The 23,490-nt window shown below is 69.7% G+C and carries 20 protein-coding genes and 2 pseudogenes; 18 read left to right on the top strand and 4 right to left on the bottom strand.

The annotated features are described in order from the left end of the window. The first annotated feature begins 13 nt into the window (after nucleotides 1-13). The 17 genes and pseudogenes from gspG (at nucleotide 14) to ACEOAB_RS04505 (ending at nucleotide 18,460) form a co-directional block, all read left to right on the top strand. A complete protein-coding gene (gspG, locus tag ACEOAB_RS04585; RefSeq protein WP_042673496.1) occupies nucleotides 14-454 on the top strand; it encodes a type II secretion system major pseudopilin GspG in 441 nt (146 codons plus the stop codon). Beyond that, nucleotides 429-941 (top strand): prepilin-type N-terminal cleavage/methylation domain-containing protein, encoded by a 513-nt coding sequence (locus ACEOAB_RS04580; protein WP_413751337.1) that lies wholly within the window; start codon nucleotides 429-431, stop codon nucleotides 939-941. Before gspG ends, ACEOAB_RS04580 begins: the two co-directional genes overlap by 26 nt. Continuing rightward, a complete protein-coding gene (gene gspI, locus ACEOAB_RS04575; RefSeq protein ID WP_413751336.1) occupies nucleotides 938-1,321 on the top strand; it encodes a type II secretion system minor pseudopilin GspI in 384 nt (127 codons plus the stop codon). Before ACEOAB_RS04580 ends, gspI begins: the two co-directional genes overlap by 4 nt. Beyond that, a complete protein-coding gene (locus ACEOAB_RS04570) occupies nucleotides 1,321-2,010 on the top strand; it encodes a PulJ/GspJ family protein (protein WP_495653499.1) in 690 nt (229 codons plus the stop codon). Before gspI ends, ACEOAB_RS04570 begins: the two co-directional genes overlap by 1 nt. Next, nucleotides 2,007-2,996: a type II secretion system minor pseudopilin GspK gene (gspK, locus tag ACEOAB_RS04565; RefSeq protein WP_056594845.1), complete on the top strand. Its 990-nt coding sequence runs from the start codon at nucleotides 2,007-2,009 to the stop codon at nucleotides 2,994-2,996. Before ACEOAB_RS04570 ends, gspK begins: the two co-directional genes overlap by 4 nt. Before the next feature lie 125 nt (nucleotides 2,997-3,121). Continuing rightward, on the top strand, nucleotides 3,122-4,339 hold the full coding sequence (gspL, locus tag ACEOAB_RS04560) for a type II secretion system protein GspL (RefSeq protein WP_495653498.1): 1,218 nt from the start codon (nucleotides 3,122-3,124) through the stop codon (nucleotides 4,337-4,339). Beyond that, a pseudogene (locus tag ACEOAB_RS04555) lies at nucleotides 4,336-4,882 on the top strand (type II secretion system protein M). Before gspL ends, ACEOAB_RS04555 begins: the two are co-directional and overlap by 4 nt. Before the next feature lie 19 nt (nucleotides 4,883-4,901). Beyond that, on the top strand, nucleotides 4,902-5,702 hold the full coding sequence (gene gspN / locus ACEOAB_RS04550; protein ID WP_007834149.1) for a type II secretion system protein N: 801 nt from the start codon (nucleotides 4,902-4,904) through the stop codon (nucleotides 5,700-5,702). A gap of 5 nt (nucleotides 5,703-5,707) precedes the next feature. Next, on the top strand, nucleotides 5,708-8,002 hold the full coding sequence (gene gspD / locus ACEOAB_RS04545; RefSeq protein ID WP_495653497.1) for a type II secretion system secretin GspD: 2,295 nt from the start codon (nucleotides 5,708-5,710) through the stop codon (nucleotides 8,000-8,002). Nucleotides 8,003-8,007: 5 nt separating this feature from the next. After that, nucleotides 8,008-9,399 carry a GspE/PulE family protein gene (locus ACEOAB_RS04540; RefSeq protein ID WP_042673156.1) on the top strand — a complete coding sequence of 464 codons (1,392 nt, stop codon included), beginning with the start codon at nucleotides 8,008-8,010 and terminating at the stop codon, nucleotides 9,397-9,399. Between the two features lie 14 nt (nucleotides 9,400-9,413). Then, entirely contained in the window at nucleotides 9,414-10,652 is a 1,239-nt protein-coding gene (gene gspF, locus ACEOAB_RS04535) for a type II secretion system inner membrane protein GspF (protein ID WP_495653496.1), read from the top strand. 16 nt (nucleotides 10,653-10,668) lie between these two features. Then, entirely contained in the window at nucleotides 10,669-11,244 is a 576-nt protein-coding gene (locus ACEOAB_RS04530) for a DUF7822 domain-containing protein (protein WP_413751343.1), read from the top strand. A 15-nt stretch (nucleotides 11,245-11,259) separates the two neighbouring features. Further along, nucleotides 11,260-12,153, top strand: a pseudogene (locus ACEOAB_RS04525) (5'-nucleotidase); the annotation flags it as partial. Between the two features lie 212 nt (nucleotides 12,154-12,365). Next, nucleotides 12,366-12,569, top strand: a complete 204-nt coding sequence (locus tag ACEOAB_RS04520) for a hypothetical protein (RefSeq protein ID WP_495653495.1) — start codon at nucleotides 12,366-12,368, stop codon at nucleotides 12,567-12,569. A 20-nt stretch (nucleotides 12,570-12,589) separates the two neighbouring features. After that, on the top strand, nucleotides 12,590-14,860 hold the full coding sequence (locus ACEOAB_RS04515) for a phosphocholine-specific phospholipase C (protein ID WP_413749130.1): 2,271 nt from the start codon (nucleotides 12,590-12,592) through the stop codon (nucleotides 14,858-14,860). Between the two features lie 20 nt (nucleotides 14,861-14,880). Beyond that, nucleotides 14,881-16,275 carry an 8-oxoguanine deaminase gene (locus ACEOAB_RS04510; protein ID WP_413749131.1) on the top strand — a complete coding sequence of 465 codons (1,395 nt, stop codon included), beginning with the start codon at nucleotides 14,881-14,883 and terminating at the stop codon, nucleotides 16,273-16,275. 175 nt (nucleotides 16,276-16,450) lie between these two features. Continuing rightward, on the top strand, nucleotides 16,451-18,460 hold the full coding sequence (locus ACEOAB_RS04505; RefSeq protein WP_413749132.1) for a lipoxygenase family protein: 2,010 nt from the start codon (nucleotides 16,451-16,453) through the stop codon (nucleotides 18,458-18,460). A 17-nt stretch (nucleotides 18,461-18,477) separates the two neighbouring features. Here ACEOAB_RS04505 and ACEOAB_RS04500 read toward each other — a convergent pair whose 3' ends face one another. Genes ACEOAB_RS04500 through ACEOAB_RS04490 form a run of 3 tightly spaced genes read right to left on the bottom strand, consistent with a single transcriptional unit; the run spans nucleotide 18,478 to nucleotide 20,676 of the window. Then, entirely contained in the window at nucleotides 18,478-19,761 is a 1,284-nt protein-coding gene (locus ACEOAB_RS04500; RefSeq protein ID WP_413749133.1) for a c-type cytochrome, read from the bottom strand. Between the two features lie 13 nt (nucleotides 19,762-19,774). Next, nucleotides 19,775-20,491: a c-type cytochrome gene (locus ACEOAB_RS04495; RefSeq protein ID WP_413749134.1), complete on the bottom strand. Its 717-nt coding sequence runs from the start codon at nucleotides 20,489-20,491 to the stop codon at nucleotides 19,775-19,777. Further along, nucleotides 20,488-20,676, bottom strand: a complete 189-nt coding sequence (locus ACEOAB_RS04490; protein WP_042673158.1) for a DUF2970 domain-containing protein — start codon at nucleotides 20,674-20,676, stop codon at nucleotides 20,488-20,490. The genes ACEOAB_RS04495 and ACEOAB_RS04490 overlap by 4 nt, the downstream gene beginning before the upstream one ends. A gap of 99 nt (nucleotides 20,677-20,775) precedes the next feature. On the opposite strand from ACEOAB_RS04490, the gene ACEOAB_RS04485 reads away from it, so the two are divergent. Continuing rightward, a complete protein-coding gene (locus tag ACEOAB_RS04485) occupies nucleotides 20,776-22,194 on the top strand; it encodes an aminotransferase-like domain-containing protein (RefSeq protein WP_413749135.1) in 1,419 nt (472 codons plus the stop codon). Here the strand turns inward: ACEOAB_RS04485 and ACEOAB_RS04480 are convergent. After that, on the bottom strand, nucleotides 22,142-23,407 hold the full coding sequence (locus ACEOAB_RS04480; protein ID WP_495653494.1) for an MFS transporter: 1,266 nt from the start codon (nucleotides 23,405-23,407) through the stop codon (nucleotides 22,142-22,144). The two genes, ACEOAB_RS04485 and ACEOAB_RS04480, sit on opposite strands and share 53 nt — an antisense overlap. Nucleotides 23,408-23,490 lie beyond the last annotated feature (83 nt).

Genomic DNA, 23,490 nt, shown 5'->3' with positions numbered 1-23,490 from the left:
GTCCGCCCAACCTATGAACAAACTCCTTCGAGCCGCCACCCGCACCGCCCAACGCGGCTTCACGCTGATCGAACTGATGGTGGTGCTGGTCATCATCGGCGTGCTGGCGGCGCTGATCGTGCCGAACGTGATCGAGCGCGCCGACGACGCCCGCGTGACGGCCGCCCGGACCGACATCAACAACCTGATGCAGGCGCTCAAGCTCTACCGCCTGGACAACCAGCGCTACCCCACCGCCGAGCAGGGACTGCAGGCGCTGCTCACGCGTCCGACCACCGGCCCTGCCGCGCCCAACTGGAAGCCTTACGTGGAGAAGCTGCCCAACGACCCCTGGGGCCATCCGTACCAGTACATGAATCCGGGCATCAAGGGCGAGATCGACGTGCTCTCTTTCGGCGCCGACGGCCAGAGCGGCGGCGAGGGCAAGAATGCCGACATCGGCAGCTGGCAATAGCCGCACTGGCGCGCCGCGCCGCAACCGGTTCCCACGCCGCCACACCCGCCCGGCCAGCGGCTTCACGCTGCTGGAGCTGATCGTGGTGATCGCCATCATCGCGATGGCCACTGCCGCCGTGAGCTTCGCGATACGCGACACCAGCGCCGCCAAGCTCGACCGCGAGGCCGACCGGCTCGCCGCCCTGCTCGAATCGGCCCGCGCCCAGTCGCGCGCCAGCGGCATCGTGGTGCGGTGGCGGCCGGTCGAAGGCAGCTTCGTGTTCGACGGCCTTCCGCCGGGTGCGCTGCCCAGCGGATGGGCCGCCGAGGGCATCACCGCACAGGCCGCGCTTTCCAACGGCACGCCGGTTCCGGCGCTGCAACTAGGGCCCGATCCGATCATCGCGGCGCAGCAGGTCGTGCTCCATTCCGAGGGGCCGCCCGCACGCGCGCTGCGCATCGCGACCGACGGGGTTCGCCCCTTCACCGTCTCGGCGGTGCAATGAACTCGCGGCGCCCTGCTTCGTCCCCGCGCGCCGGCGGCTTCACGCTGATCGAAGTGCTGATCGCGCTCGGCATCGTCGCGCTGGCACTGGCCGCGGGTTCGCAGGCCACCATGTCGCTCACGCGCAATGCGCAGCGCCAGTCCGACCTCGTGCTGGCCGACCTGTGCGCCGAGAACGAACTCGCCAAGGCTCGCCTCTCGCGGCAGATGCCGGCGATCGGCGACTCCGGGTCGATCTGCCTGCAGGCCGGCGTCTCGTTCAACGTGACCATCTCGACCGTCGCCACGCTGAACCCGAATTTCCGCCGTGTCGACGTGCAGGTGCGCGACGAAGCCGACGCGCCGATCCTGCGCATCTCCACCGTGGTGGGCCGGTACTGATGCAACGCGCCAACGCCACCGCACCGCGCGGCTTCACGCTGATCGAGCTGCTCGTGGCCATCGCCGTGATGGCGCTGCTCTCGCTCGTGAGCTGGCGCGGGCTCGACAGCATGTCGCGCGCCACCCTGCAGAACCAGCAGCGCGCCGACGCTGTCCTCACGCTGCAGGCCACGCTCGCGCAGTGGGGCGCCGACCTCGATGCCGTGACCCCGCTCGCGCAGACCCGCCCGATCGACTGGGACGGCCGCGCGCTGCGGCTCACGCGCCGCGGCAGCGACGATGCGGCGCCATCGGTGCAAGTGGTGGCCTGGACGCTGAAGTCCGGCCCCGACGGCGTGCGCTGGCGGCGCTGGCAGTCGCAGCCCTTCACCACGCGCGGCGATTGGCAGCAGGCCTGGAACCTCGCGGCCGCCTGGGCGCAGGACGGCGGCTCGGGTTCGGGCGGCTACAACGACGTGCCGCTGGTGCCGGCCAGCAGCTGGCAGCTCTACTACTTCCGCGACAACGTCTGGGCGCCTGCCGGCCAGTTGCCCACCGCCGCGCCCAACCCCAACAACCCCGCGGGCCCCGTCGTCGCCATGCCGGACGGTGTGCGCCTCGTCATCACGCTGCCGCCCGGCGACGGCCTCGCGGGCACGCTCACGCGCGACTGGGTCAGGCCGACCGTGGGGGCGCCGAAATCGTCATGACGGCAGCGAACAAGAAAAAGCACCAGGCCGGCGCCGCCCTGCTCGCCGCGATGCTGACCGTGATGCTGGTGGCCACCTTCGCCGCCGCGGCGCTGTGGCAGCAATGGCGGGCGGCCGAAGTCGAAGGCGCCGAGCGCGCGCGCGTGCAGGCCGCCTGGGTGCTGGTCGGCGCGCTCGACTGGTCGCGTCTGATCCTCGGCGAAGATGGCCGCACCGGCGGCCCCGACCACCTGGCGGAGCCCTGGGCCGTGCCGCTCGAGGAAGCACGGCTCACGAGCTTCCTGTCCGCCGACAAGAACGTGTCGAGCGACAGCCTCGAAGGGCTGCCCGATGCCTTTCTCTCTGGCCGCATCGTCGATGCGCAGTCCAAGCTCAACGTGCTCTCGCTGGTCGACAACGGCAAGCCGGTGCCCGCGAGCGTCGCCACCTTCACCCGGCTGTTCAACCTGCTGGGCCTGCCGGCGTCGGAGTTGAGCCGGATGACCACGGGCCTCGCAGCGGCCCTTGCCACGGGCACCGCGACCGACGGCAGCAGCGGCGATTCCGGCGCCGCGCCGCTGATGCCGCAGCAAGTCTCGCAACTGGTGTGGCTCGGGCTATCGTCCTCGACCGCCGCCGCGCTCGAACCATACGTGACGATCCTGCCGGTGAAGACCACGCTCAACCTCAACACCGCGAGCGCCGAGGCCATCAGCGCCAGCATGGAGTCGCTCAACATCGCCAGCGCGCGCCAGCTGGTGGAGCGCCGCGCGCGCGCCTTCTTCAAGGACATTGCCGCCGCCAACGCCGCGCTACCCAGTGGCAGCGCGCCCTTCAACGCGGCGCAGCACGGCGTGGGCACGCAGTATTTCGAGGTCTACGGCAAGCTGCGGCTCGACCGCACCTACGTCGAGGAGCGCTCTCTTCTACAGCGCAGCGGTGTCACGGTAACGACGATCTGGCGCACCCGCGGCGCCGGCGCAACGAACACCCCGGTCAAACCCTGATTCCGATGCACTATTTGTAGACAAAAAGCCTTCCGACACGCGTCACACCTGCGCGACACGCTATCGAAACAAGAGCGCCAACCTGTCAGCCCCCACCTACAATCACCGGCTTTTCCAAGACCCACATGACCCCCCTGCTGCTCATTGCCCCCCTCCCTCCGGCCGATGCCGCGGGCGAGTACGACTGGGCCCAGGCAGGCGACGACGGCATTGCGTTGCGCAGCCAGGGCCGCGCGTTGCTGACGCTCCTGCCCTCGGGCGCGGAGGTCATGCTCGGCATTCCTTCCGCCGCGCTCTCGTGGCACCGCGTCACGCTGCCCAAGGGCAGCATGGGCAGCGCATCGAAGCTGCGTGCGGTGCTTGACGGCCTGCTCGAAGAACACCTGCTCGACGAACCCGAGGTCCTGCACTTCGCGCTCGAACCCGACGCCAAGGCCGGCGCGCCCGTGTGGGTTGCGGCCTGCAACCGCATCTGGCTGCGCAGCGTCGTGCAAGGGCTCGAAGCGGCCGGGCGGCGCGTGGTGCGCATCGTTCCCGAATTCGCGCCGCAGCCGGCCGACGGCCCGCCGCTGCTGCTGGTCACGGGCGAGCCCGAGGCGCCGCAGCTCACGGTGTGCGATGCCGACGGCGTGGTCTCGCTGCCGCTGGCCGGCGCGGGGCTGGCGCTGTCGGGCAGCCTGCCGCTGGACACCGCCGTCATCACCACCGAGCCCGCTGTGGCCGAGGCGGCCGAGCATCTGCTCGAACGCCGCGTGCCCATCGTGAAATCGCCGCAGCGCTGGCTGCAGGCCGCGCGCACGCCCTGGGAGCTCGCGCAGTTCGACCTCGCCGCGACCGGCCGCGCGCGCGCCGGCAAGAAATTCGCATCGGTGCTGCAGACGCTGCGCCATGCGCCGGAGTGGCGCGCTGCGCGCTGGGGCGTGGTCGTGTTGCTGCTCACCCAATTGATCGGCCTCAACGCCTGGGCCTGGAAGGAGCGCAATGCGCTCGAATCGAAACGCCAGGCCGCCAAGACCATGCTGACGCAGACCTTCCCCTCGGTGAAGATCGTGGTCGACGCGCCGCTTCAGATGCAGCGCGAAGTCGCCGCGCTGCAGCAGGCCGTGGGCGACGTGGCGGGCAGCGACTTCGAACCCATGGTCGGCGCGCTCGCCGCCGCCCTCCCGCCCGGCAAGGTGCCGAGCGCCGTCGACTTCAGCGCCGGCCAACTGCGCCTGCGCGGCCTCGGGCTGCAGCCCTCGGAGGTGTCGCAGATCACCGGCGCAATGGCGCCGCGCGGCTACAACGTGCGTACCGAAGGCGACCTGCTGCTCGTGCAGGCACAGGCCGAGGCCAACCGATGAATTTCAGCGAACAGCTCAAGGCCCGCTGGGCCACCCTCGAAGCGCGCGAGCGCCGCATGGTCGCCGCCGCCGCCGCACTCGTGGCGCTGGCGTTGCTGTGGTGGATCGCGCTCGCCCCCGCGCTGCGCACGCTGGCCGCGGCGCCGGCCGAACACGCGCAGCTCGACGCGCAGCTGCAGCAGATGGCCACCCTGCAGAACCGCGCGAAGGCGCTGCAGTCGCAACCGCGCCTGAACCGCGACGACGCGCTCCGCGCGCACCGAGGCCTCGGTGCGCGACAGCCTCGGCGCCGGCAACGCGCAGCTCATGACGGCCGGCGGCGACGGCGCCGCCACCGTCTCGCTGCGCGCGGCGCCCGCGGCCAGCGTCGCCCAATGGCTCGGCCAGGCCCGCGGCAACGCGCATGCGGTGCCGCGCGAAGTCCATCTGACGCGCGCACCCGCCGGAGCGCCACCACCGCCCTCCGGTGGCAAGGATGCGCCGACGACGCCGCAGGTCCGCTGGGACGGCACCATCGTCATGGCGCTGCCCGCGGCGCGATGAGCAACAGCAGCAAGCCCGCATGCTGACCCGCCCCCCGATCTCCGAACCCCGGCCGCGCCGCGGCTGGCGCTGGGCCCTGCTCGGCCTCGCGATGGGCGCGCTGCTGGCGGTGGCGCTGTTCGCGCCGGCGCGCTGGCTGTCGGCGGCATTGTCGAACTGGAGCCATGGCCGCCTCGTGCTGGCCAACCCGCGCGGCACCGTCTGGAACGGCACGGCCGCGGTGGTGCTCGCCAGCGGCGCCGGCGGCACCCAGGCGGTGTCGCTGCCCGGCCTGCTGCACTGGCGCATGCGCCCGGGCTGGAGCGGCATTTCCGCCAGCCTCGACCTGCCCTGCTGCGCCGAGCAGCCGCTCGAACTCAAGGCCAGCCCGCGCGCCGGGGGCATGCAGCTCGCATGGCAGGACAGCCGCTCGCGCTGGCCCGCCACCCTGCTCACCGGCCTGGGTGCGCCCTGGAACACGCTCAAGCTCGAAGGTGCGCTCGATCTCTCCACCAAGGCCTTCTCGATGCAATGGGACGGCCCGGCGCTGCGCATCGCCGGGCAGGCCACGCTCGACGCGACCGACGTTTCCTCCAGCCTGTCGACCCTGCGGCCGATGGGCAGCTACCGGCTCACGCTCGAAGGCGGCCCCCGTCCCACGCTGCTGCTGAGCACGCGCGAGGGCAGCCTCGAACTGAACGGCAGCGGCAGCTGGAGCGGCACGTCCTTCCGCTTCAACGGCGAAGCCAGTGCCGCGCCCGGCCGCGAAGACGCGCTTTCCAATTTGTTGAACATCATCGGACGGCGCGTCAATGCACGTTCGATCATCACCCTGGGTTGACCCTCATGATGAAGCCACTGTTTTCGACCGGCACCGTCGCACTCGCCGTGCGCGTGCTGATCGCCGCCACGTTCCTGCAAGGCGCGCCCGCCGCGTTCGCGCAGACCGGCGACGCGCCGCGCCGCGGCGAGCCGATCACGCTGAACTTCGCCAATGCCGACATCGAGGCCGTGGCCCGCACCATGGCGGTGGTCACGGGCCGCGACGTGGTGGTCGACCCGCGCGTCAAGGGCACGATGAACCTGGTCACCGACCGCGCCATCCAGCCGGCCGCCGCCTTCAACCAGTTCGCCTCGGCACTGCGCCTGCAGGGCTTCGCGGTGGTCGAGGCCGACGGCCTCTACAAGGTGGTGCCCGAGGCCGACGCCAAGCTGCAGAGCAGCACCGTCAATACTTCCATCAGCGCCACCGCGTCGAGCGGCAGCAACCAGATCGTCACGCAGATCTTCCGGCTCAACTACGAGTCGCCGAACAACCTGCTGCCGGTGCTGCGCCCGCTGATTCCGCCGAACAACACCATCAACGTGAACCCGGGCAACAACTCGCTCGTGATCACCGATTACGCCGACAACATGCGCCGGCTGGCGCGCATCATCGCGTCGCTCGACGTGCCGAACGCGTCCGACATCGAAGTCATCCAGCTCAAGCATTCGGTCGCCACCGACATGGTGCCGCTGGTGCAGCGCCTGGTCGACGGCGGCAGTGCCGTCACCCCGGGCGGCGCCGCACCCGGGGCGACGGATGCGTCGTTCCGTACCACGCTGCTGGCCGATCCGCGCAGCAACTCGCTGATCCTGCGCGCGGCCAATCCGGCGCGCGTGGCGCTGGTGCGCACGCTGGTCGACAAGCTTGACCGCGCGCCGAGCGAAAGCAGCAACGGCGCGGCCGGCAACATCTACGTGGTCTACCTGAAGAACGCCGACGCGGTGCGACTGGCGGCGACGCTGCGCGCCGCGATGGCGGCGAACCAGCAGAGCACCACGCCGGGCGCGGCCGGTGGCGCAGGCGGCGGTGCCGTGCCGCAGCAGAACGCGCCGCAGGCCATGCAGGTGATCCTGAACAACAACCAGGGCGGTGGCTCGGCCGCGGCCAACGCGCCGCTCAATAACGCCAACCAGCCCTCCACCGGCGGCCAGATCCAGGCCGACCCGTCGACCAACTCGCTGATCATCACGGCGCCCGAGCCGCAATACCGCCAGATGCGCGCGGTGATCGACCGGCTCGACGGGCGCCGCGCCCAGGTCATGATCGAGGCGCTGATCGTCGAGGTCAGCGCCAACAAGGCCGCGAACTTCGGCGTGCAGTGGCAGAGCGCGCTGGGCAACAACGCGGTCATCGGCACCAATTCCAGCCTGAACAAGACGAACATCCTGGCGCTGACCCAGGCGCTGGCCACCCGCAATGCCGCCGGCCTGGCAACGTCGATCCAGCCGGGGCTGAACCTCGGCATCGCCGGCAAGATCGGCGGCCAGTACATCCTGGGCGCGATCGCGAACTTCTTCAACAGCGACGGCGACGCCAACGTGCTCTCCACGCCCAACCTGCTGACGCTGGACAACGAAGAGGCCAAGATCATCATCGGCCAGAACGTGCCCTTCCCCACCGGCTCGTATGCCAGCACCTCGGGCTCGGTGGGCGTGAACCCGTTCACCACCGTCGAGCGCAAGGACGTCGGCCTCACCCTGCGCGTGCGCCCGACCATCAACGAGAACGGCACGGTGCGGATGACGATCTTTCAGGAGACCTCGACCGTCGACCAGAACTCGCTGAGCAACCCCAACGGCCCGACCACCAACAAGCGCTCGATCGAGTCCAGCGTGCTGGTGGAAGACGGGGGCCTGGTCATGCTGGGCGGGCTGCTGTCGGACACCTACAACAACAACATCGAGAAGGTGCCGTTGGCCGGCGACATCCCGGTGCTCGGCAACCTGTTCAAGAACGAGAACCGCACGCGCAGCAAGAGCAACCTCATGATGTTCCTGCGCCCCGCGGTGATGCGCGACGGCGCTTCGTCCGAGGCCTTCGCCTACGACCGCTACGACGAGATCCGCGGCCAGCAGCTGCAGACGCAGCCGAACACCGACAACGTCATGCTGCGCGGCGTGAACGCCGCGCCGGTACTGCCCGACTCCGCACTGCAGCGCTCGAACAACCGCGGCAGCGGCAGCACCCGCATGGAAGGCACGCAGCTCATTCCGCCGCCGCAACCGCTCTCCGACAACCGCAAGCTGGCCCCGAGCCCGCTGCGCGGCGCCCTGCCGCCGACGGCCGACCCGGTCAGCTCGCGCGAACTGCCTTGATGTCCATGCGCTATCCGCTTCCCTACGCGTTCGCGCGCACCCAGCAACTGCTGCTCGAGGAGTCCGACGACGGCCGCTACACGCTGTGGATGTCGAGCCACCCGGCGCGCAGCGCGGTCGGCGAGGTGTCGCGCAAGTACGGCGTGCAGGCCTTCGAGGTGCTGGCCGACGGCCCGCTGGCGCAACGCATCAGCGCGGCCTACGCGCAGGGCGAATCGAGCGCCGCCGCGGTGGTGAGCGAGGTGCAGAGCGATGCAGACCTCTCGCGCATGATGCAGGAGCTGCCGGCGGTCGAAGACCTGCTGGAGAGCGCGGGCGACGCGCCCATCATCCGCATGCTGAACGCGCTGCTCACGCAGGCCGCGCGCGACGGCGCCAGCGACATCCACATCGAGCCTTATGAGCGCACGTCGTCCGTGCGCTTTCGCATCGACGGCACGCTGCGCGAGGTGGTGCAACCCAACCGCGCGCTGCACGCGGCGCTGATCTCGCGCCTGAAGATCATGGCCGACCTCGACATCTCCGAGAAGCGCCTGCCGCAGGACGGTCGCATCAGCTTGCGCATCGGCACGCGCGCGGTCGACGTGCGGGTGTCGACGCTGCCCAGTGCGCACGGCGAGCGCGCGGTGCTGCGCCTGCTGGACAAGAGCGAGTCGAAGCTCACGCTCGAATCGGTGGGCATGCAGGGCGACACGCTCGCGCGCTTCGAGAAGCTCATTGCGCAGCCGCACGGCATCATCCTCGTGACCGGGCCCACGGGCTCGGGCAAGACCACCACGCTGTACGCCGCGCTGGCCCGGCTCGACGCGAGCCGCAGCAACATCATGACGGTGGAAGACCCCATCGAATACGAGCTGCCGGGCGTGGGCCAGACGCAGATCAACGCCAAGATCGAACTCACCTTCGCCAAGGCCCTGCGCGCCATCCTGCGGCAGGACCCGGACGTGATCATGATCGGCGAGATCCGCGACTTCGAGACCGCGCAGATCGCCATCCAGGCCTCGCTGACCGGCCACCTCGTGCTGGCCACGCTGCACACCAACGACTCGGTCAGCGCCGTCACACGGCTCACCGACATGGGCGTGGAGCCCTTCCTGCTGAGCTCGTCGCTGCTCGGCGTGCTCGCGCAGCGCCTCGTGCGCAAGGTGTGCACGGTGTGTGCCGGGGCAGGCTGCGAGGCGTGCGGCCAGACCGGCTACCAGGGCCGCACCGGCATCTTCGAACTGCTGGTGGCCGACGAGACCGTGCAGGGCCTGATCCACAGCAAGGCGGCCGAGAGCGAACTGCTGCAGGCCGGCGCGCGCGGCGGCCTGCGCCTGATGCGCGAGGACGGCGAGCGGCTGGTGCAGGCCGGCATCACCTCGCGCGCCGAGCTGCTGCGCGTCACGCGGGACTAGGCTCCCGTTCCGCCATGCCCGCCTATTCCTTCGAAGCCATCGACGCCAGCGGCCAGTCGCGCGAAGGCGTGCTGGAGGCCGACACCGCCCGCAGCGCGCGCAGCTTGCTGCGGGCACAGGCGCTCATTCCGCTGTCGGTCAAGCCGGTCGGCAGCGACCACGTCAACGGCACCGGCCAGCGCAGCGGCCTCGGCCGCTGGCTCGGCGGCGGCAAGCGCGTCTTCAATTCCACAGGCCTCGCGGTGTGGACGCGCCAGCTCGCGGGGCTCGTCTCGTCGGGCCTGCCGCTGGAACGCGCGCTCACGGCGCTCACCGATGAAGCCGAGTCGGAGCCGCAGCGCAACCTCGTCGCCTCGCTGCGTGCCGAGGTCAACGCGGGCTCGCCGTTTGCGCGCGCGCTGTCGGCGCACGCGCGCGAGTTCTCGCCCATCTACACCGCCGTGATCGGTGCCGGCGAGCAGAGCGGCAACCTCGGACTCGTGCTCGACCGCCTGGCCGACGATCTCGAAGAGCGGCAGGCGCTGCAGCAGAAGCTGATCGGCGCGGCGCTGTACCCGGCCATCGTCACGTTGGTGGCGATCGTGATCGTGATCTTCCTCGTGAGCTACGTGGTGCCGCAGGTGGCACAGGTGTTCGCGGGCACCAAGCGCTCGCTGCCTTTTCTCACCACGGTGATGCTGTCGCTGAGCGCGGGCGTGCGCAACTACGGCTGGTGGATGCTGGGCGGCGTGGTGCTCGCGGCCATCGGTGCGCGCGTGGCGCTGGCGCAGGAGGCTTTCCGTCTCAAGTTCGATGCGGCCTGGCTCAAGCTGCCGCAGGTCGGCAAGCTCGCGCGCGGCTACAACGCAGCGCGCTTCGCCAGCACGCTCGCCATGCTGGCCACCGCCGGCGTGCCGATCCTGCGCGCACTGCAGGCCGCCTCCGAGACGCTGGGCAACCGCGCGATGCGCGCCGACGCGCTCGACGCGCTGGTGCTCGTGCGCGAAGGCGCGCCGCTGGCCTCGGCGCTCGCGCAGAAGAAGCGCTTTCCGGGCCTCGTGTCGATGTTCGCGCGCCTGGGCGAGCAAACCGGCACGCTGCCGCTGATGCTGCAGCGCGCGGCCAACCAGCTCGGCGCCGAGGTGCAGCGCCGCGCGATGCACCTGGCCACCATCCTCGAGCCGCTGCTGATCGTGGCGATGGGCGGCGTGGTGATGCTGATCGTGCTGGCCGTGATGCTGCCGATCATCCAGTTGAACCAGTTCGTCAAATAGCGGGAGCCTCGCCGCCATGGCCAATCGCAGCTACCTGTTCGCCAGTCCTTTCGTGCCGGGAGCCGATCCTGAGAAAGACGATCCACGGCAGGTCAAGGGCATCTCGGAGCGCAGCTACGCCATTCCGCTGGTCTACCGGCTGCTGGTGTCCGCGGACGTGCGGCTGTGCCGCTCGATGATCTGGAACGTGCCCGAACCCACCGCGCTGGCGGGCCGCGCCGGCGCGGGCATCGACCGGCTGCAGCAGTTTCTTGCGCGCATCGACCATCCGGCGGTTGCGCCGTTGTGCAAGCAGGCGCTCGACTTCCTGAACAACCACGCCGACCGCAACGGCTACTTCGTGCTGGAGTGCGCCGAGATCCTCGACATGGGCGATGCGCCGCTCGGCGAGCAGGCCGCCGACCTGCTGAAGGACGTGCAGAACATCGACGCCGAGATCGAAGCCGCCGTGGCCGAGCTCGCGCCGAAGAAGAAGAATTTCTGGCAACGCGTTTTAACGCCGTCGCAGGAGAGCATCGAGGCGCCGCTGCGCGAGTTGGGCCTGGGCTACTGGTCGGATACGCTCTACTACGCGCCCGACCAGGCGCCCTGAACCCACCGCACGCTCATGCCAGTCACTCTCGAAGACAAGCTCGTGGTCGCGATCTCCTCGCGCGCCCTGTTCAACCTCGAAGAAGAAAACAAGATCTTCGAGGCCGGGGACAACGAGGGCTACATGAAGCTGCAGCTCGACCGCATCGACGTGCCGGCCGCGCCCGGCATCGCCTACTCGCTGATCCGGAAGCTGCTGCGCTTCAACGAAGACGGCGTGCAGCGCGTCGAGGTGGTGATTCTTTCGCGCAACGATCCGGTCTCGGGCATGCGCATCTTCAAGTCGAGCGCGGCCGCCGACATCAAGCTGCAGCGCGGCGTGTTCACGCAGGGCCGCCCGCCCTTCGGCTACCTGCGCCCGCTGCGCGCACACCTGTTCCTGTCGGTCAACGCGCAGGACGTGCGCGAGGCGCTCATCGCGGGCTTTCCGGCCGCGCGCGTGCTGGTCGAATCGGTAAAGGCCAGCGACGCCTGGCCGAACGAAGTGCGCATTGCCTTCGACGGCGACGCGGTGCTGTTCTCCGACGAGGCCGAGCGCGTGTTCCAGGCCGAGGGGCTCGACGCCTTCCAGGCGCACGAACTCAGCAAGGCCGACCTGCCGCTGCCCGAAGGCCCCTTCAAGCCGCTGCTGATGGCGTTGCACCGGCTGCAGATGGCGGGCAACGCACAGATGCGCATTCGCACCGCGCTGGTCACCGCGCGCAGCGCACCGGCGCACGAGCGCGCTATTCGCACGCTGATGAAGTGGAACATCCGCGTCGACGAGGCCATGTTCCTCGGCGGCCTGCCCAAGGGCGAGTTCCTGCGCGAGTTCGAGCCCGATTTCTTCTTCGACGACCAGACCGGCCACGTCGACGCGGCCTCGCGGCACGTGCCCGCCGGACATGTGTCCAGCGGTATCAGCAACGAGCCCTGTGCCGGGGCTCTAACGCGGCGCCAGGCCGCGCCGCGCCGTCATTCCGCCGTTCCCGAAGGCGCCCGCCCGGCGGTGCGTTGTCACGCGCCTGACTTCGCTGCGTCACTGCGAGTTAACCGCCCGGTAACGGGTTCTCCCTAGTCTTGTGGGCCCGGGTGCGCGCTCCTGTCGCGCCTTCCAGAACCACATAACAAAGGACAGATTCCATGCGACTTCTTTTCCCCGGCACGCGGCTTGCGCCCGTGCTGCTGCTGGCCTGCGCGCTCTCGGCCTGCGGGGGCGGCAGTGGCGGTGGCGGCGGCTTCTTCGGCGGCACGCCGACGACCCCGGCCACGCCCACGACGCCCACGCCCACAACGCCCACCCCACCCGACAACACCGTGAAGCCCGAGATGCGCTGCGCACCGTGAGCATTGCCAGGAACAACACCATGACCACCCGCCGCAAATTCCTCACGGGCGCCGCCACCACCGGCATCGCCGCCGCCGCGCTCAATGCCTTTCCGCCAAGCATCCGCCGCGCGCTCGCCATTCCCGCCAACAACAAGACCGGCACGATCATGGACGTCGAGCACGTCGTGATCCTGATGCAGGAAAACCGCTCCTTCGACCATTACTTCGGCACGCTCATGGGCGTGCGGGGCTTCGGCGACCGCTTCACCATTCCGCTGCCCGGCGGGCGCAGCGTGTGGCAGCAGAGCGATGCCGCCGGCAAGCTGGTGCTGCCCTATCACCTCGATCAGACCATGGGGAACGCACAGCGCGTGAGCGGCACGCCGCACTCGTGGAACGACGCGCAGAACGCCTGGGACGGCGGCCGCCTCAGCCAATGGCCCAAGTACAAGACCACCGCTTCGATGGGCTACTTCCAGGAAGCCGAAGTGCAGTTCCAGTACGCGCTGGCCAACGCCTTCACCGTGTGCGACAGCTACCACTGCGGCATGCACACCGGCACCAACTCGAACCGCCTGTTCCACTGGAGCGGCACCAACGGCCCATCGGGCGAAACGGGCGCCGGCCTCGCGGGCCTCTCGTCGATAGACAACACTTGGGAGAACCTCCGGTTCCCATGGGACCCGGTAAGCAACCCCGGTGTCGACTCGACCACCTACGGCTGCAACTGGAAGACCTATCCGGAGCGCCTGCAGGACGCCAAGGTCAGCTGGATGCTCTACCAGAACCTGCCCGACAACTTCACCGACAACCCGCTGGCGGGCTTCCGGCAGTACCGCGTGGCCAACAAGGCTTCGGGCAAGAACGACATGCGCTACGACGGCGACGCCAGCCCGCCCGACGGCGTGACGCTGCCGGCCTACGACCCCGCCAGCGACGATGCCGGCAACCCGCTCTACAAGGGCATCGCCAACACCATGCCCGACGGCGGCCTGCTGGGAACGTTCCAGCAGGACGTCCTCAACGGCAAGCTGGCGCAGGTATCGTGGATCGTGGCGCCCGCCACCTACTCCGAGCACCCCGGTCCTTCGAGCCCGGTGCAGGGCGCGTGGTACATCCAGCAGGTGCTGGACGCGCTCACCGCATCGCCCGATGTGTGGAGCAAGACGGTCTTCATCGTCAACTTCGACGAGAACGACGGCTACTTCGACCACGTGCCGTCGCCCTCCGCGCCTTCGCTGGCCGACCCCGCCGACCCGAAGAGCGCCGCGGGCAAGACCACGCTGTCCGACAGCGACATCGCCTTCGAGCGCCACACATACCCCCTCGTCGGCACCACCGTCGCGCCCGCGGACGGCCGCGTCTATGGCCCGGGCCCGCGCGTGCCGATGTACGTCATCTCGCCGTGGAGCCGCGGCGGCTGGGTCAACTCGCAGGTGTTCGACCACACCTCGGTGCTGCGTTTCCTCGAGGCGCGATTTGGCGTCGTGGAGAAGAACATCAGCCCATTCCGGCGCGCGGTGTGCGGCGACCTCACGAGCGCCTTCAACTTCGCCACGCCCAACAACGAAGTACTGCCCACGCTCGCCGGGCGCCGCACCAAGGCCCAGGCGGACCAATTGCGCGCCGACCAGCAAGCGCTCGCGCAGGTGCCGCTGCCGCTCACGCCCGCGCTGCCGCAGCAGGCCACGGGCACGCGCCCCTCGCGCGCCTTGCCGTATGAACTGCACACCAGCGCCAAGGCCGACGCGGTCAACGGCAAGCTGCAGCTGCTGTTCTCCAACACCGGCAAGGCCGCGGCCGTGTTCCACGTGTACGACAAGCTGCACCTCGACCGCCTGCCGCGCCGCTACATGGTGGAAGCAGGAAAGCGACTCGACGACACCTGGGCCGCGATGGCCGACGATGGCGGGCGCTACGACCTGTGGGTGCTCGGGCCGAACGGCTTTCATCGCCAGTTCAAAGGCAACCTCGGCACGCTGCGCGCTGGCGATGCCGCGGCGCCCGAGGTTCGCGTGTGCTACGACATCACCAACGGCAATGTCTACCTGAGCATGCGCAACGACGGCAAGGCGGCCTGCAGGTTCACCGTCACCGCCAAGGCCTATCGCAACGACGGTCCGTGGACCGCGACAGTGAACGGCAGCGCCACCACCGATCAGCACTGGGAGCTCGCGAGCAGCGGCCAGTGGTACGACTTCGCAGTCACCTGCGATGCCGACCCAGCCTACTACCGCCGCTTTGCGGGCCGCGTGGAAACCGGCAAGCACACGGTGAGCGATCCGGCGATGGGCTTGCCCGACCTCTGAGCGCGGGCAAGAATGCCGGCATGCTGATGATCCTTCGACATGCCGACGTTCTGGTCACCATGGACGCCGCGCGGCGCGAAATCGCCGACGGCGCCGTGGTGTGCGATGGCCCCGCAATAGCCTGGGCGGGCCCCACCGCCGAGCTGCCCATCGTCTACCTCGACGCCCTGCGCAACGGCCAGGCCGAGGCCATCGACATGCAGGGCCACGTCGTGATGCCCGGCCTGGTCAACACGCACCACCACATGTACCAGAGCCTCACCCGCGCCGTGCCCGAAGCGCAGGACGCGGAACTGTTCGGCTGGCTCACCAACCTGTACCTGCTGTGGGCGCGCCTCACGCCCGAGATGATCCGCGTGTCGACGCAGACCGCGATGGCCGAGCTGATGCTCTCGGGCTGCACCACCACCAGCGACCACCTCTACCTGTTTCCCAACGGCTCGCGGCTCGACGATTCGATCGAGGCGGCCGATGCCATGGGCATGCGCTTTCATGCGGCGCGCGGCAGCATGAGCGTGGGCCGCAGCGCCGGCGGCCTGCCGCCCGACGAGGTGGTGGAAACCGAGGAAGCCATCCTGCGCGACAGCGAGCGGCTCATCGGCCGCTGGCACGACGCGTCGCGGCATTCGATGCGCCGCATCGTGCTCGCGCCCTGCTCGCCGTTCTCGGTGTCGCGCGACCTGATGCGCCTGTCGGCCGAGCTGGCGCGCGAGCGCGGCGTGTCGCTGCACACCCACCTGGCCGAGAACGACAACGACGTGGCGTACTCGCGCGAGAAGTTCGGCATGACTCCGGCCGAATACGCCGAAGACCTGGGCTGGGTCGGCCGCGACGTGTGGCACGCGCACTGCGTGAAGCTCGACGAGGCAGGCATCGCGCTGTTCGGCCGCACCGGCACGGGCGTTGCGCACTGCCCCTGCTCCAACATGCGGCTGGCCTCGGGCATAGCGCCCATCGGTGCGATGCGCCGCGCGGGCGTACCCGTGGGACTGGGCGTGGACGGCAGCGCATCGAACGACGGCGCGCACATGCTCGGTGAAACGCGGCAGGCCATGCTGCTGCAGCGCGTAGGCTACGGCCCGGCGGCGATGACGGCGCGCGAGGCGCTGGAGATCGCCACGCTGGGCGGTGCGCGCGTGCTCGGGCGCGACGACATCGGCGCAATCGCGCCGGGCATGTCGGCCGACATCGTGGCCTTCGACCTGCGCGGCGTGGCGCATGCGGGTGCGGGGCATGACCCGGTGGCGGCGCTGGTGTTCTGCACACCGGGGGCGGTGTCGCTGAGCGTGATCAATGGGGCGGTTCGCATCCGCGACGGAGAGTTCACCGGCATGGCGCTTGCGCCGCTGCTGGCAAGGCATCGCGACCTGGCGCGCACGCTCTACGACGGCGCACGGCACCCGCATACGGCCTGACGCCAGCGCTCGCGCTAGCACCGGGAGCGCGCCTCCAGGCTAGGCACCAACCCTCATTGCCAACGCCAGAGCCCCTCCGCAGAATCCGCCCACCAAATAGAACGAGCGTTCTATTTGGTGGCCGAACCCCTCGTCGGCCTTTTCCCCAGACTCACTACAACAGGGAACGCCCCCGATGAAACGCAGAGACATCCTCAAATGGTCGGCCTCGGCGGGTGGCCTGGGCCTGCTGGCCGGCAGGCCTTCCACCGCCTCGGCGGCCCTGCCGGTGCCCAAGCCCACGCTGCCGCAGAAGATCGACCCGATCAGCGCCACGCTGCGGCGCCTCGAACTGGTGGGGCGGCAGTCGACCTACCTCTGGACCGAATCGCACATCAACCTGGCTGGCGTACCGATGGGCGCGGTGGTGCCGCCGGGCGAACTGCCGGCGCTCGAACACCAGCTCGCGACCCTCTCGAAGGCGGTCGAAGCCGTCACCAATTTCGCGGCCTCGTTCGCCACCAGCGCGCTGGCCTCAGGCAGCCTGCAGTCGCTCGACAACCTGCGCACGCGCCTCGCGGGGCTGCAGGCCAGCTTCGACCAACTGCTGGCCGCCAACGGCGGATTGCTCACGCTGCCCGCGACGGTGTTGAACCTGCTTGCCACTCTCACCGGCACGGCGGGCGACATCGGCACGCAGCTCAGGCAGATCCATCACGACCTGCTCTCGCAAGGCCCGCTGGGCGCATTGAACGGACCGAAGACGGTGGCGCAATACGACGCGCTGTTCGTCACCATCGAGAAGCCCGCCATCTCGCAGCTGCTGCACGACAACGACCTGTTCGCGGCCATGCGCGTGGCCGGCCCCAACCCGACGCTGATCCAGCGGGCGACGGCGCTGCCGGCCAAGTTCCCGTTGAGCGACGCCCAGTACCGCCAGGTGATGGGCGCCGGCGACAGCCTCGCCGACGCGGCCGCCTCGGGCCGCCTCTACATCCTCGACTACCAAGGCCTGGGCGACATGGCGCCGGCCGGCCCGCAGGCCAAGCCGCTCACGGGCACGGGCTACATCCATGCGCCCATCGCGCTGTTCGCACGGCCGAAGACCGGCCGCTCGCTGGTGCCGGTCGCGATCCAGTGCGGACAGGAGCCGACGCTCGCCCCGATCTTCCTGCGCGTGGACGACACCGCCAACGCCGAGGCCTGGTGGGCCTGGCAATCGGCGAAGACCGCCGTGCAGGTGGCCGACTTCAACTACCACGAGATGTTCGTGCACCTGGGCCGCACGCACCTGATGTCGGAGGCCTTCGCGATGGCCACGCAGCGCCAGTTCGCGACCGCGCATCCGCTGAGCCGGCTGCTGTCGCCGCACCTCGAGGGCGCGATGTTCATCAACGAGGCCGCGACGCTGATCATCATGGCGCCGCTGACCACGGGCGACGTGATCCTCGCCGCGCCCATCGAGACGCTGCAGAGCGCGTGCGGCCGCGACCGGCTGGCCTACGACTTCCAGGACCGCATGATGCTGCCCAACGACCTGCGCACGCGCGGCGTCGACGACACGGCGGCGCTGCCCGACTACCCGTATCGCGACGACGGGCTGCTGGTGTGGAACGCCATCGCGCAGTGGGTGGGCGACTACGTGGCCACCTACTACCTGAGCGACGGCGACGTGACCGGCGACTACGAGCTCAAGGCGTGGGCCACCGAGCTCGCGACCAGCGGCAAGGTGCACGGCTTCCGCCCCATCACCACACGCGCGCAGCTCGTCGACGTGCTGACCGCGATCATCTTCAACGCCAGCGCGCAGCACGCGGCGGTGAACTTTCCGCAGTACTCGGTGATGACGTATGCGCCCTTCAGCGCGGGTACGGGCGGCATGCCGGCCCCGACGGGCAGTGCGGGGCAGAGCGAAGCGAGCTGGTCGCAGATGCTGCCGTCGCGGCTGGCGGCGCAGGAACAGATCCTGCTGTTCCACATCCTCGGCGGCGTGTACTACCGGCCGCTGGGCGAGTACAAGGACAACGTGTTCCCGCACCTGCCGGTGCTGATCGACCCGGCCATTGCCGGACAGGGCGGGCCGCTGGAGCGCTTCCGCAATGCGCTGGCCGCCATCGAGGCCACCATCCGCCAGCGCAACACCACCCGCACGCGGCCCTACGAGCACCTGCTGCCGAGCCGCATTCCCTCGAGCACGAACATCTGAAGCAGCGCAGGCGCCGCTCAGCGCCGCATCGTGTCGAGCTGCGTGACGGGCGCGCTGTCGTTGCCCCACGAGCCGCGCACATAGGTGAGCACGGCCGCGACCTCGGCGGCATCCAGCGTCTGCCCGAACGGAGGCATGCCGTAGGGGCGCGGATTGCCCGGCGTCGAGGGCAGAAAGCCGCCGTGCGCGACCACCTGGATCAGGTTGGTGGGCCGCGCCATGTTGACGGCGCGGTTGCCGGCGAGCGGCGGATAGGCGCCGACCGCGCCCTGCCCCTGGTCGCCATGGCAGTAGGCACAGCGCTGGTCGTAGATCTTCGCGCCGCGTGTCATCGTGGCGGCGTCGCGGCGGATCGGGGTCTTCGCGATGGCAGCAGCCTCGGGCTTCGGTGCATCGGGCAGGTCCTTCAGGTAGCTCGCCATGGCCGTGAGGTCGGCGTCGCTCAGGTACTGCGTGCTGCGGAACACCACGTCGGCCATCGGGCCCATGACCGAGCCGCGCGGCGCGACGCCGCTCTTGAGCAGCGACACGACGTCGGCCGCGGGCCAGTCGGCCACGCCGGCTTCGTGCGGGTCGTTGAGCGAGGGCGCATACCAGTTCTCGACGGCGATCAGGCCGCCCGAAAGGCCGAGCCTCGTTTCCGTCGCGCCGAGCGAGTTGCGGCTGCCGTGGCACGCAATGCAATGGCCGAGGCCGTTGACCAGGTACGCGCCCCGGTTCCATTCAGCGGGCTTGCCGGCATTGGCCACGAAGGGCTCGGGCTTGAACGACAGCGCGCGCCACACGGCCAGCGCCGCCTGCGTGTCGTAGGGGAAGCGCAGCAGGTGCGCCCTGTTGGGCTCCGGCGCGGGCGGCAGGCTGCGCAGGTAGGCGTAGATCGCATCCGAATCCTCGCGCGTCACCTGCGTGAAGTTGGGATACGGAAACGCCGGGTACAGCAGCCGCCCGTCCTTGCTGCGGCCGTTGTGCATCGCGCGCCAGAAGTGCGCGCTGCTCCAGCTGCCGATGCCGCTTTTGCCGTCGGGCGTGAGGTTGCTCGAGAAGATGGTGCCGAAGGGCGTCTCCAGGGGCAGCCCGCCCGCATAGGGCTGGCCGCCGCGCGTGGTGTGGCAGCCGGCACAGTTGCCGGCCAATGCGAGATAGCGTCCGCGCTCGATCAGCTGCGGCGTGGCCGCGAAGGCTTCGGCCTGCGTGGGCAGCGGGTCTTCGCCCCGCAGGTTCATCGCGACGATGGTGCCTGCTGCCGCGGCCCCCAGCACGATCAGCGTCAGCAGCGTCCAGCCCAGGCGTCGCAGTTTCATGATCGCGGCCCCGTCACTTCGACTTCGGCATGCCGCCGCAGTTCACGGGCAGCGGTGCGGGCAGCGAGGCCGCGGGCTTCGTGTCGGCCGGCATCGGCTGCACCGCCAGCCAGCTCGCGACGGCGTTGATGTCGGCGGTGGTCATGCGCCGGCCGATGTCGGCCATGCAGTCGGGCGGCAGCGCATGCCGCTCGCTCGTGAGCCATGCGCCGAGCTGCGACGACACGTACAGCCGCGGCAGCCCCAGCAGCCCCGGAATGGCCGGCTGCACGCCGGTGAGGGCCGCGCCATGGCACTGCACGCAGGCGGGCACGCCGCGCGCCGCATCGCCTTCGTGCACGAGCTGGCGGCCGCGCTGCAGCTGCTCGGGCGTCGCGTCGCTGGTGGTGGCGATGGGCGGGTAAGGCAGCTGCAGCCCGGCGAAGTACTCGGCCATCTCGCGCAGGTACGCATCCGACAGGTGCTGCACCATGTACGCCATGTCGCCGTTGAAGCGCCGCCCGTCGCGAAAGCTCACGAGCTGGTTGAACAGGTAACCGGCCGGCTTGCCCGCAAGGCGCGGAAAGTAGCCGGCGTTGGTGGTCGCGCCTTCGCGGCCGTGGCAAGCGATGCAGGCAGCCGCGCGCTGCTCGATGGTGTCGGGCACCGTGGCGGGCGTTGCGGCACCTGCCATGCCCTGCGTGGCGAACAGCACCAGCCCGATGGCGGCGAAGCGAATGCGCAGCTTCATGTGCCGGCAGCGTAATGCGCCAACGCGAGCAACCCCGCGATCAGCAGCAGCACCATCACCAGTGCCACGCCGATCAGCGGCAGGATGCCGACCTGTGCCGTCCGCTTGTCGGCATCGGCGCGGCGGCCACCCAGCCCGATGAAACTCCACAGAACGGCGCGCACCGCGCGCATGAGATTCGTCATGAGGCCGAGTGTGGACCAGTCGGGCCCAAAAAAACAGATGCAGATCGGCTCCATTCGACCGGTGCAGATAAAGTGCTGCCGAATGAAGAGCAAGCCGCAATGAAGCGATACGAAGCCCTGGCCGCCGACATCGAGGCCTCGATCCGCAGCGGCACGCTGAAGACCGGCGACCGCCTGCCCTCGGTGCGCCACACGGGCCGCAGCCGCGGGGTCAGCGCGTCCACGGTGTTCCAGGCCTACTACCTGCTGGAAGCGCGCGGACTCGTGCGTGCACGCGACCGTTCGGGCTACTACGTGGCGGGCGGCGGCATGCGCGATGCGCCACCCGAATCCACGCTGACCTCGCGTCCCGTAGACGGGCCGAAGTCGCTCGACGTGAGCGACCAGGTGTTCGACATCCTCGAAGCCAGCATGTCGCGCAAGGTCGTGCCCTTCGGCTCGGCCTTTCCGAGCCCGCTGCTGTTTCCGCTGGCGCGGCTCGGGCAATTCATGGCCGCCAGCGCCAAGTCGCTCGACCCATGGAGCACGGTGGACGACCTCACGCCCGGCAGCGCGGCGCTGCGCCGGCAGATCGCGCTGCGCTACCTCGCCGACGGCATGCCGGTGCCGGCTGACGAGATTGTCGTCACCAACGGCGCGCTCGAAGCGCTCAATCTCTGCCTCGCGGCCGTGACTCGGCCGGGCGACGCGGTGATCATCGAATCGCCCACCTTCTATGCCGCGCTGCAGGCGCTGGAGCGCATGGGCCTGCGGGCCATCGAGGTGCCGACGCATCCGGGCGAAGGCATCGATCTCGCAGCGCTGGAGCTGGCCGTCGCGGCACACAAGCCCGCGGCGTGCTGGCTCATGACCACGTTCCAGAATCCGCTCGGCAGCCTGATGCCGGACGCGAAGAAGAAGGCACTGGTCGCGCTGCTCGCGCGGCACGAACTGCCGCTGATCGAGGACGACGTGTACGCCGAGCTGTACTTCGGCGAACGGCGGCCTCCACCGGCCAAGGCCTTCGACGCGCAGGGGCTGGTGCTGCACTGCTCGTCGTTCTCGAAGTGCCTCGCGCCGGGCTATCGCATCGGCTGGACTTCGGCCGGGCGCTTCGCGCGCAAGGTGGCGCGGCAGAAGCTCACGACCACGCTCAGCACCTCGGCGCCCGCGCAGCTGGCGCTCGCGGGCTATCTCGAAAAGGGTGGCTTCGACAAGCACCTGCGCAAGCTGCGGCAGACGCTGTCAATGCAGCAGGCCACCTTCACGCAGGCTGTGGGCCACTACTTTCCGCCGGGCACGCGCGCCACGCGGCCGCTGGGCGGGTACTTCCTGTGGGTCGAGCTGCCGCCGCACGTGAACGCGCTCGACATCCATCGCAGGGCGCTGGAACTCGGCATCAGCGTCGCGCCGGGACCGATCTTCTCGGCCACGCGCGCCTTCACCAACTGCCTGCGGCTGAACTACGGCCACCCATGGAACGGGCTCAGCGAGCAGGCGATGCGAACACTCGGTCGGCTGGCCGCCGAAGCGTCCTGAACAGCAGAAACGCCGCGATGCTCACATTCACCAGATTCCAGCCGATGCCGTTCAGGAAGGCCGCGTGGTAGCTGCCCGTCAGGTCGAACACCTTGCCCGACATCCACCCGCCCAGCGCCATGCCGAACAGCGAGAACATCAGCACCGTGCCCACGCGCGCGCCCGCCTCCTTCGGCGGAAAGTGCTCGCGCACGATGATCGCGTAGGACGGCACGAGGCCCCCCTGGAACAGCCCGAACAGCGCCGAGATCACATACAGCGGCACCAGCCCGTCGAACGGCAGGAACAGCAGCAGCGCCACGCACTGGAGCACGCCGCCCAGCAGCAGCGTGCGCAGCCCGCCGATGCGGTCGCAGATGGCGCCCGACACCAGCCGGCTCACGATGCCGAAGCCCAGCATCAGCGACAGCATCATCGCGCCCTGCGCCAGCCCGTAACCCAGGTCGCCGCAGTAGGCCACGATGTGCACCTGCGGCATCGCCATGGCCACGCAGCAGGCCACGCTGGCCACGCACAGCAGGCCCTGGGCCGTGCCCATGCTCAGGCCGAAGGGCCGCGTCATGTCGCGCACGACCGCCGCGCTCGATGCATTCACAGGCGGCACATGGACGAGCGCAGGCGGGCGCGCGCGGAAGAACAGCGCGAGCAGCGCCATCGCCAGCCCGCAGAAGACGCCGATGCCGATGTAGGTCTGGCGCCAGCCCACGGTTTCGACGAAGTGCTGCGCGACGGGCGGCCACACCGCGCCCGCAAGATAGTTGCCGCTGGCGCACACCGCCACCGCGATGCCGCGCCGCTTGACGAACCACAGCGAGGCGTCGGCCACCATCGGCGCGAAGGCCACCGAGCTGCCGAGCAGGCTGACCAGCAGCGCCTGCGCGACGGTGAATGAAACGATGCCGCCCGACATGCCGGTGGCGATGTACCCCGCGCCAAGGCATACCGAGCCCAGCAGCAGCGGCCACATCACGCCGACGCGGTCGGCGAGCTTGCCCATGACGACGCCGCCGAAGCCGAACCCGAGCATCAGCAGCGTGTAGGGCAGCGAGGCGTCGGCGCGCGCGATGCCGAACTCGGCCTGCACCGCGGGCAGCATCACCGAGACCACGTACATGCCGCTGCTGCCGACCGTCATGACGAGCAGCGTGAGGGCCAGGCGGAACATGGCGTAGCGCGAATCCGCCGCGTGGACGGTTGTCTCGTGTGTGTTCATTGTTTTGCTCCGCAGCGAGGATACCCGGCGGTGTGAATCCGCCTTGCGCCAATTGCGCAGATCGGCCTGGTCGTTCGGAGGTG

This window comes from Variovorax sp. Varisp53 (assembly GCF_059491555.1).
This window is presented reverse-complemented; position numbering and strand designations above follow the sequence as displayed.

What these genes read in the sequence shown, in the direction of transcription:
- ACEOAB_RS04520 (WP_495653495.1), top strand. Translation starts at nt 12,366, where the DNA reads ATGCGACTTCTTTTCCCCGGCACGCGGCTTGCGCCCGTGCTGCTGCTG.
- ACEOAB_RS04495 (WP_413749134.1), bottom strand. Translation starts at nt 20,491, where the DNA reads ATGAAGCTGCGCATTCGCTTCGCCGCCATCGGGCTGGTGCTGTTCGCC.
- gspK (WP_056594845.1), top strand. Translation starts at nt 2,007, where the DNA reads ATGACGGCAGCGAACAAGAAAAAGCACCAGGCCGGCGCCGCCCTGCTC.
- ACEOAB_RS04540 (WP_042673156.1), top strand. Translation starts at nt 8,008, where the DNA reads ATGCGCTATCCGCTTCCCTACGCGTTCGCGCGCACCCAGCAACTGCTG.
- ACEOAB_RS04485 (WP_413749135.1), top strand. Translation starts at nt 20,776, where the DNA reads ATGAAGCGATACGAAGCCCTGGCCGCCGACATCGAGGCCTCGATCCGC.
- gspF (WP_495653496.1), top strand. Translation starts at nt 9,414, where the DNA reads ATGCCCGCCTATTCCTTCGAAGCCATCGACGCCAGCGGCCAGTCGCGC.
- ACEOAB_RS04570 (WP_495653499.1), top strand. Translation starts at nt 1,321, where the DNA reads ATGCAACGCGCCAACGCCACCGCACCGCGCGGCTTCACGCTGATCGAG.
- ACEOAB_RS04510 (WP_413749131.1), top strand. Translation starts at nt 14,881, where the DNA reads ATGCTGATGATCCTTCGACATGCCGACGTTCTGGTCACCATGGACGCC.
- gspL (WP_495653498.1), top strand. Translation starts at nt 3,122, where the DNA reads ATGACCCCCCTGCTGCTCATTGCCCCCCTCCCTCCGGCCGATGCCGCG.
- gspG (WP_042673496.1), top strand. Translation starts at nt 14, where the DNA reads ATGAACAAACTCCTTCGAGCCGCCACCCGCACCGCCCAACGCGGCTTC.
- ACEOAB_RS04480 (WP_495653494.1), bottom strand. Translation starts at nt 23,407, where the DNA reads ATGAACACACACGAGACAACCGTCCACGCGGCGGATTCGCGCTACGCC.
- gspN (WP_007834149.1), top strand. Translation starts at nt 4,902, where the DNA reads ATGCTGACCCGCCCCCCGATCTCCGAACCCCGGCCGCGCCGCGGCTGG.
- ACEOAB_RS04490 (WP_042673158.1), bottom strand. Translation starts at nt 20,676, where the DNA reads ATGACGAATCTCATGCGCGCGGTGCGCGCCGTTCTGTGGAGTTTCATC.
- ACEOAB_RS04580 (WP_413751337.1), top strand. Translation starts at nt 429, where the DNA reads ATGCCGACATCGGCAGCTGGCAATAGCCGCACTGGCGCGCCGCGCCGC.
- gspI (WP_413751336.1), top strand. Translation starts at nt 938, where the DNA reads ATGAACTCGCGGCGCCCTGCTTCGTCCCCGCGCGCCGGCGGCTTCACG.
- ACEOAB_RS04505 (WP_413749132.1), top strand. Translation starts at nt 16,451, where the DNA reads ATGAAACGCAGAGACATCCTCAAATGGTCGGCCTCGGCGGGTGGCCTG.
- ACEOAB_RS04530 (WP_413751343.1), top strand. Translation starts at nt 10,669, where the DNA reads ATGGCCAATCGCAGCTACCTGTTCGCCAGTCCTTTCGTGCCGGGAGCC.
- ACEOAB_RS04500 (WP_413749133.1), bottom strand. Translation starts at nt 19,761, where the DNA reads ATGAAACTGCGACGCCTGGGCTGGACGCTGCTGACGCTGATCGTGCTG.
- ACEOAB_RS04515 (WP_413749130.1), top strand. Translation starts at nt 12,590, where the DNA reads ATGACCACCCGCCGCAAATTCCTCACGGGCGCCGCCACCACCGGCATC.
- gspD (WP_495653497.1), top strand. Translation starts at nt 5,708, where the DNA reads ATGATGAAGCCACTGTTTTCGACCGGCACCGTCGCACTCGCCGTGCGC.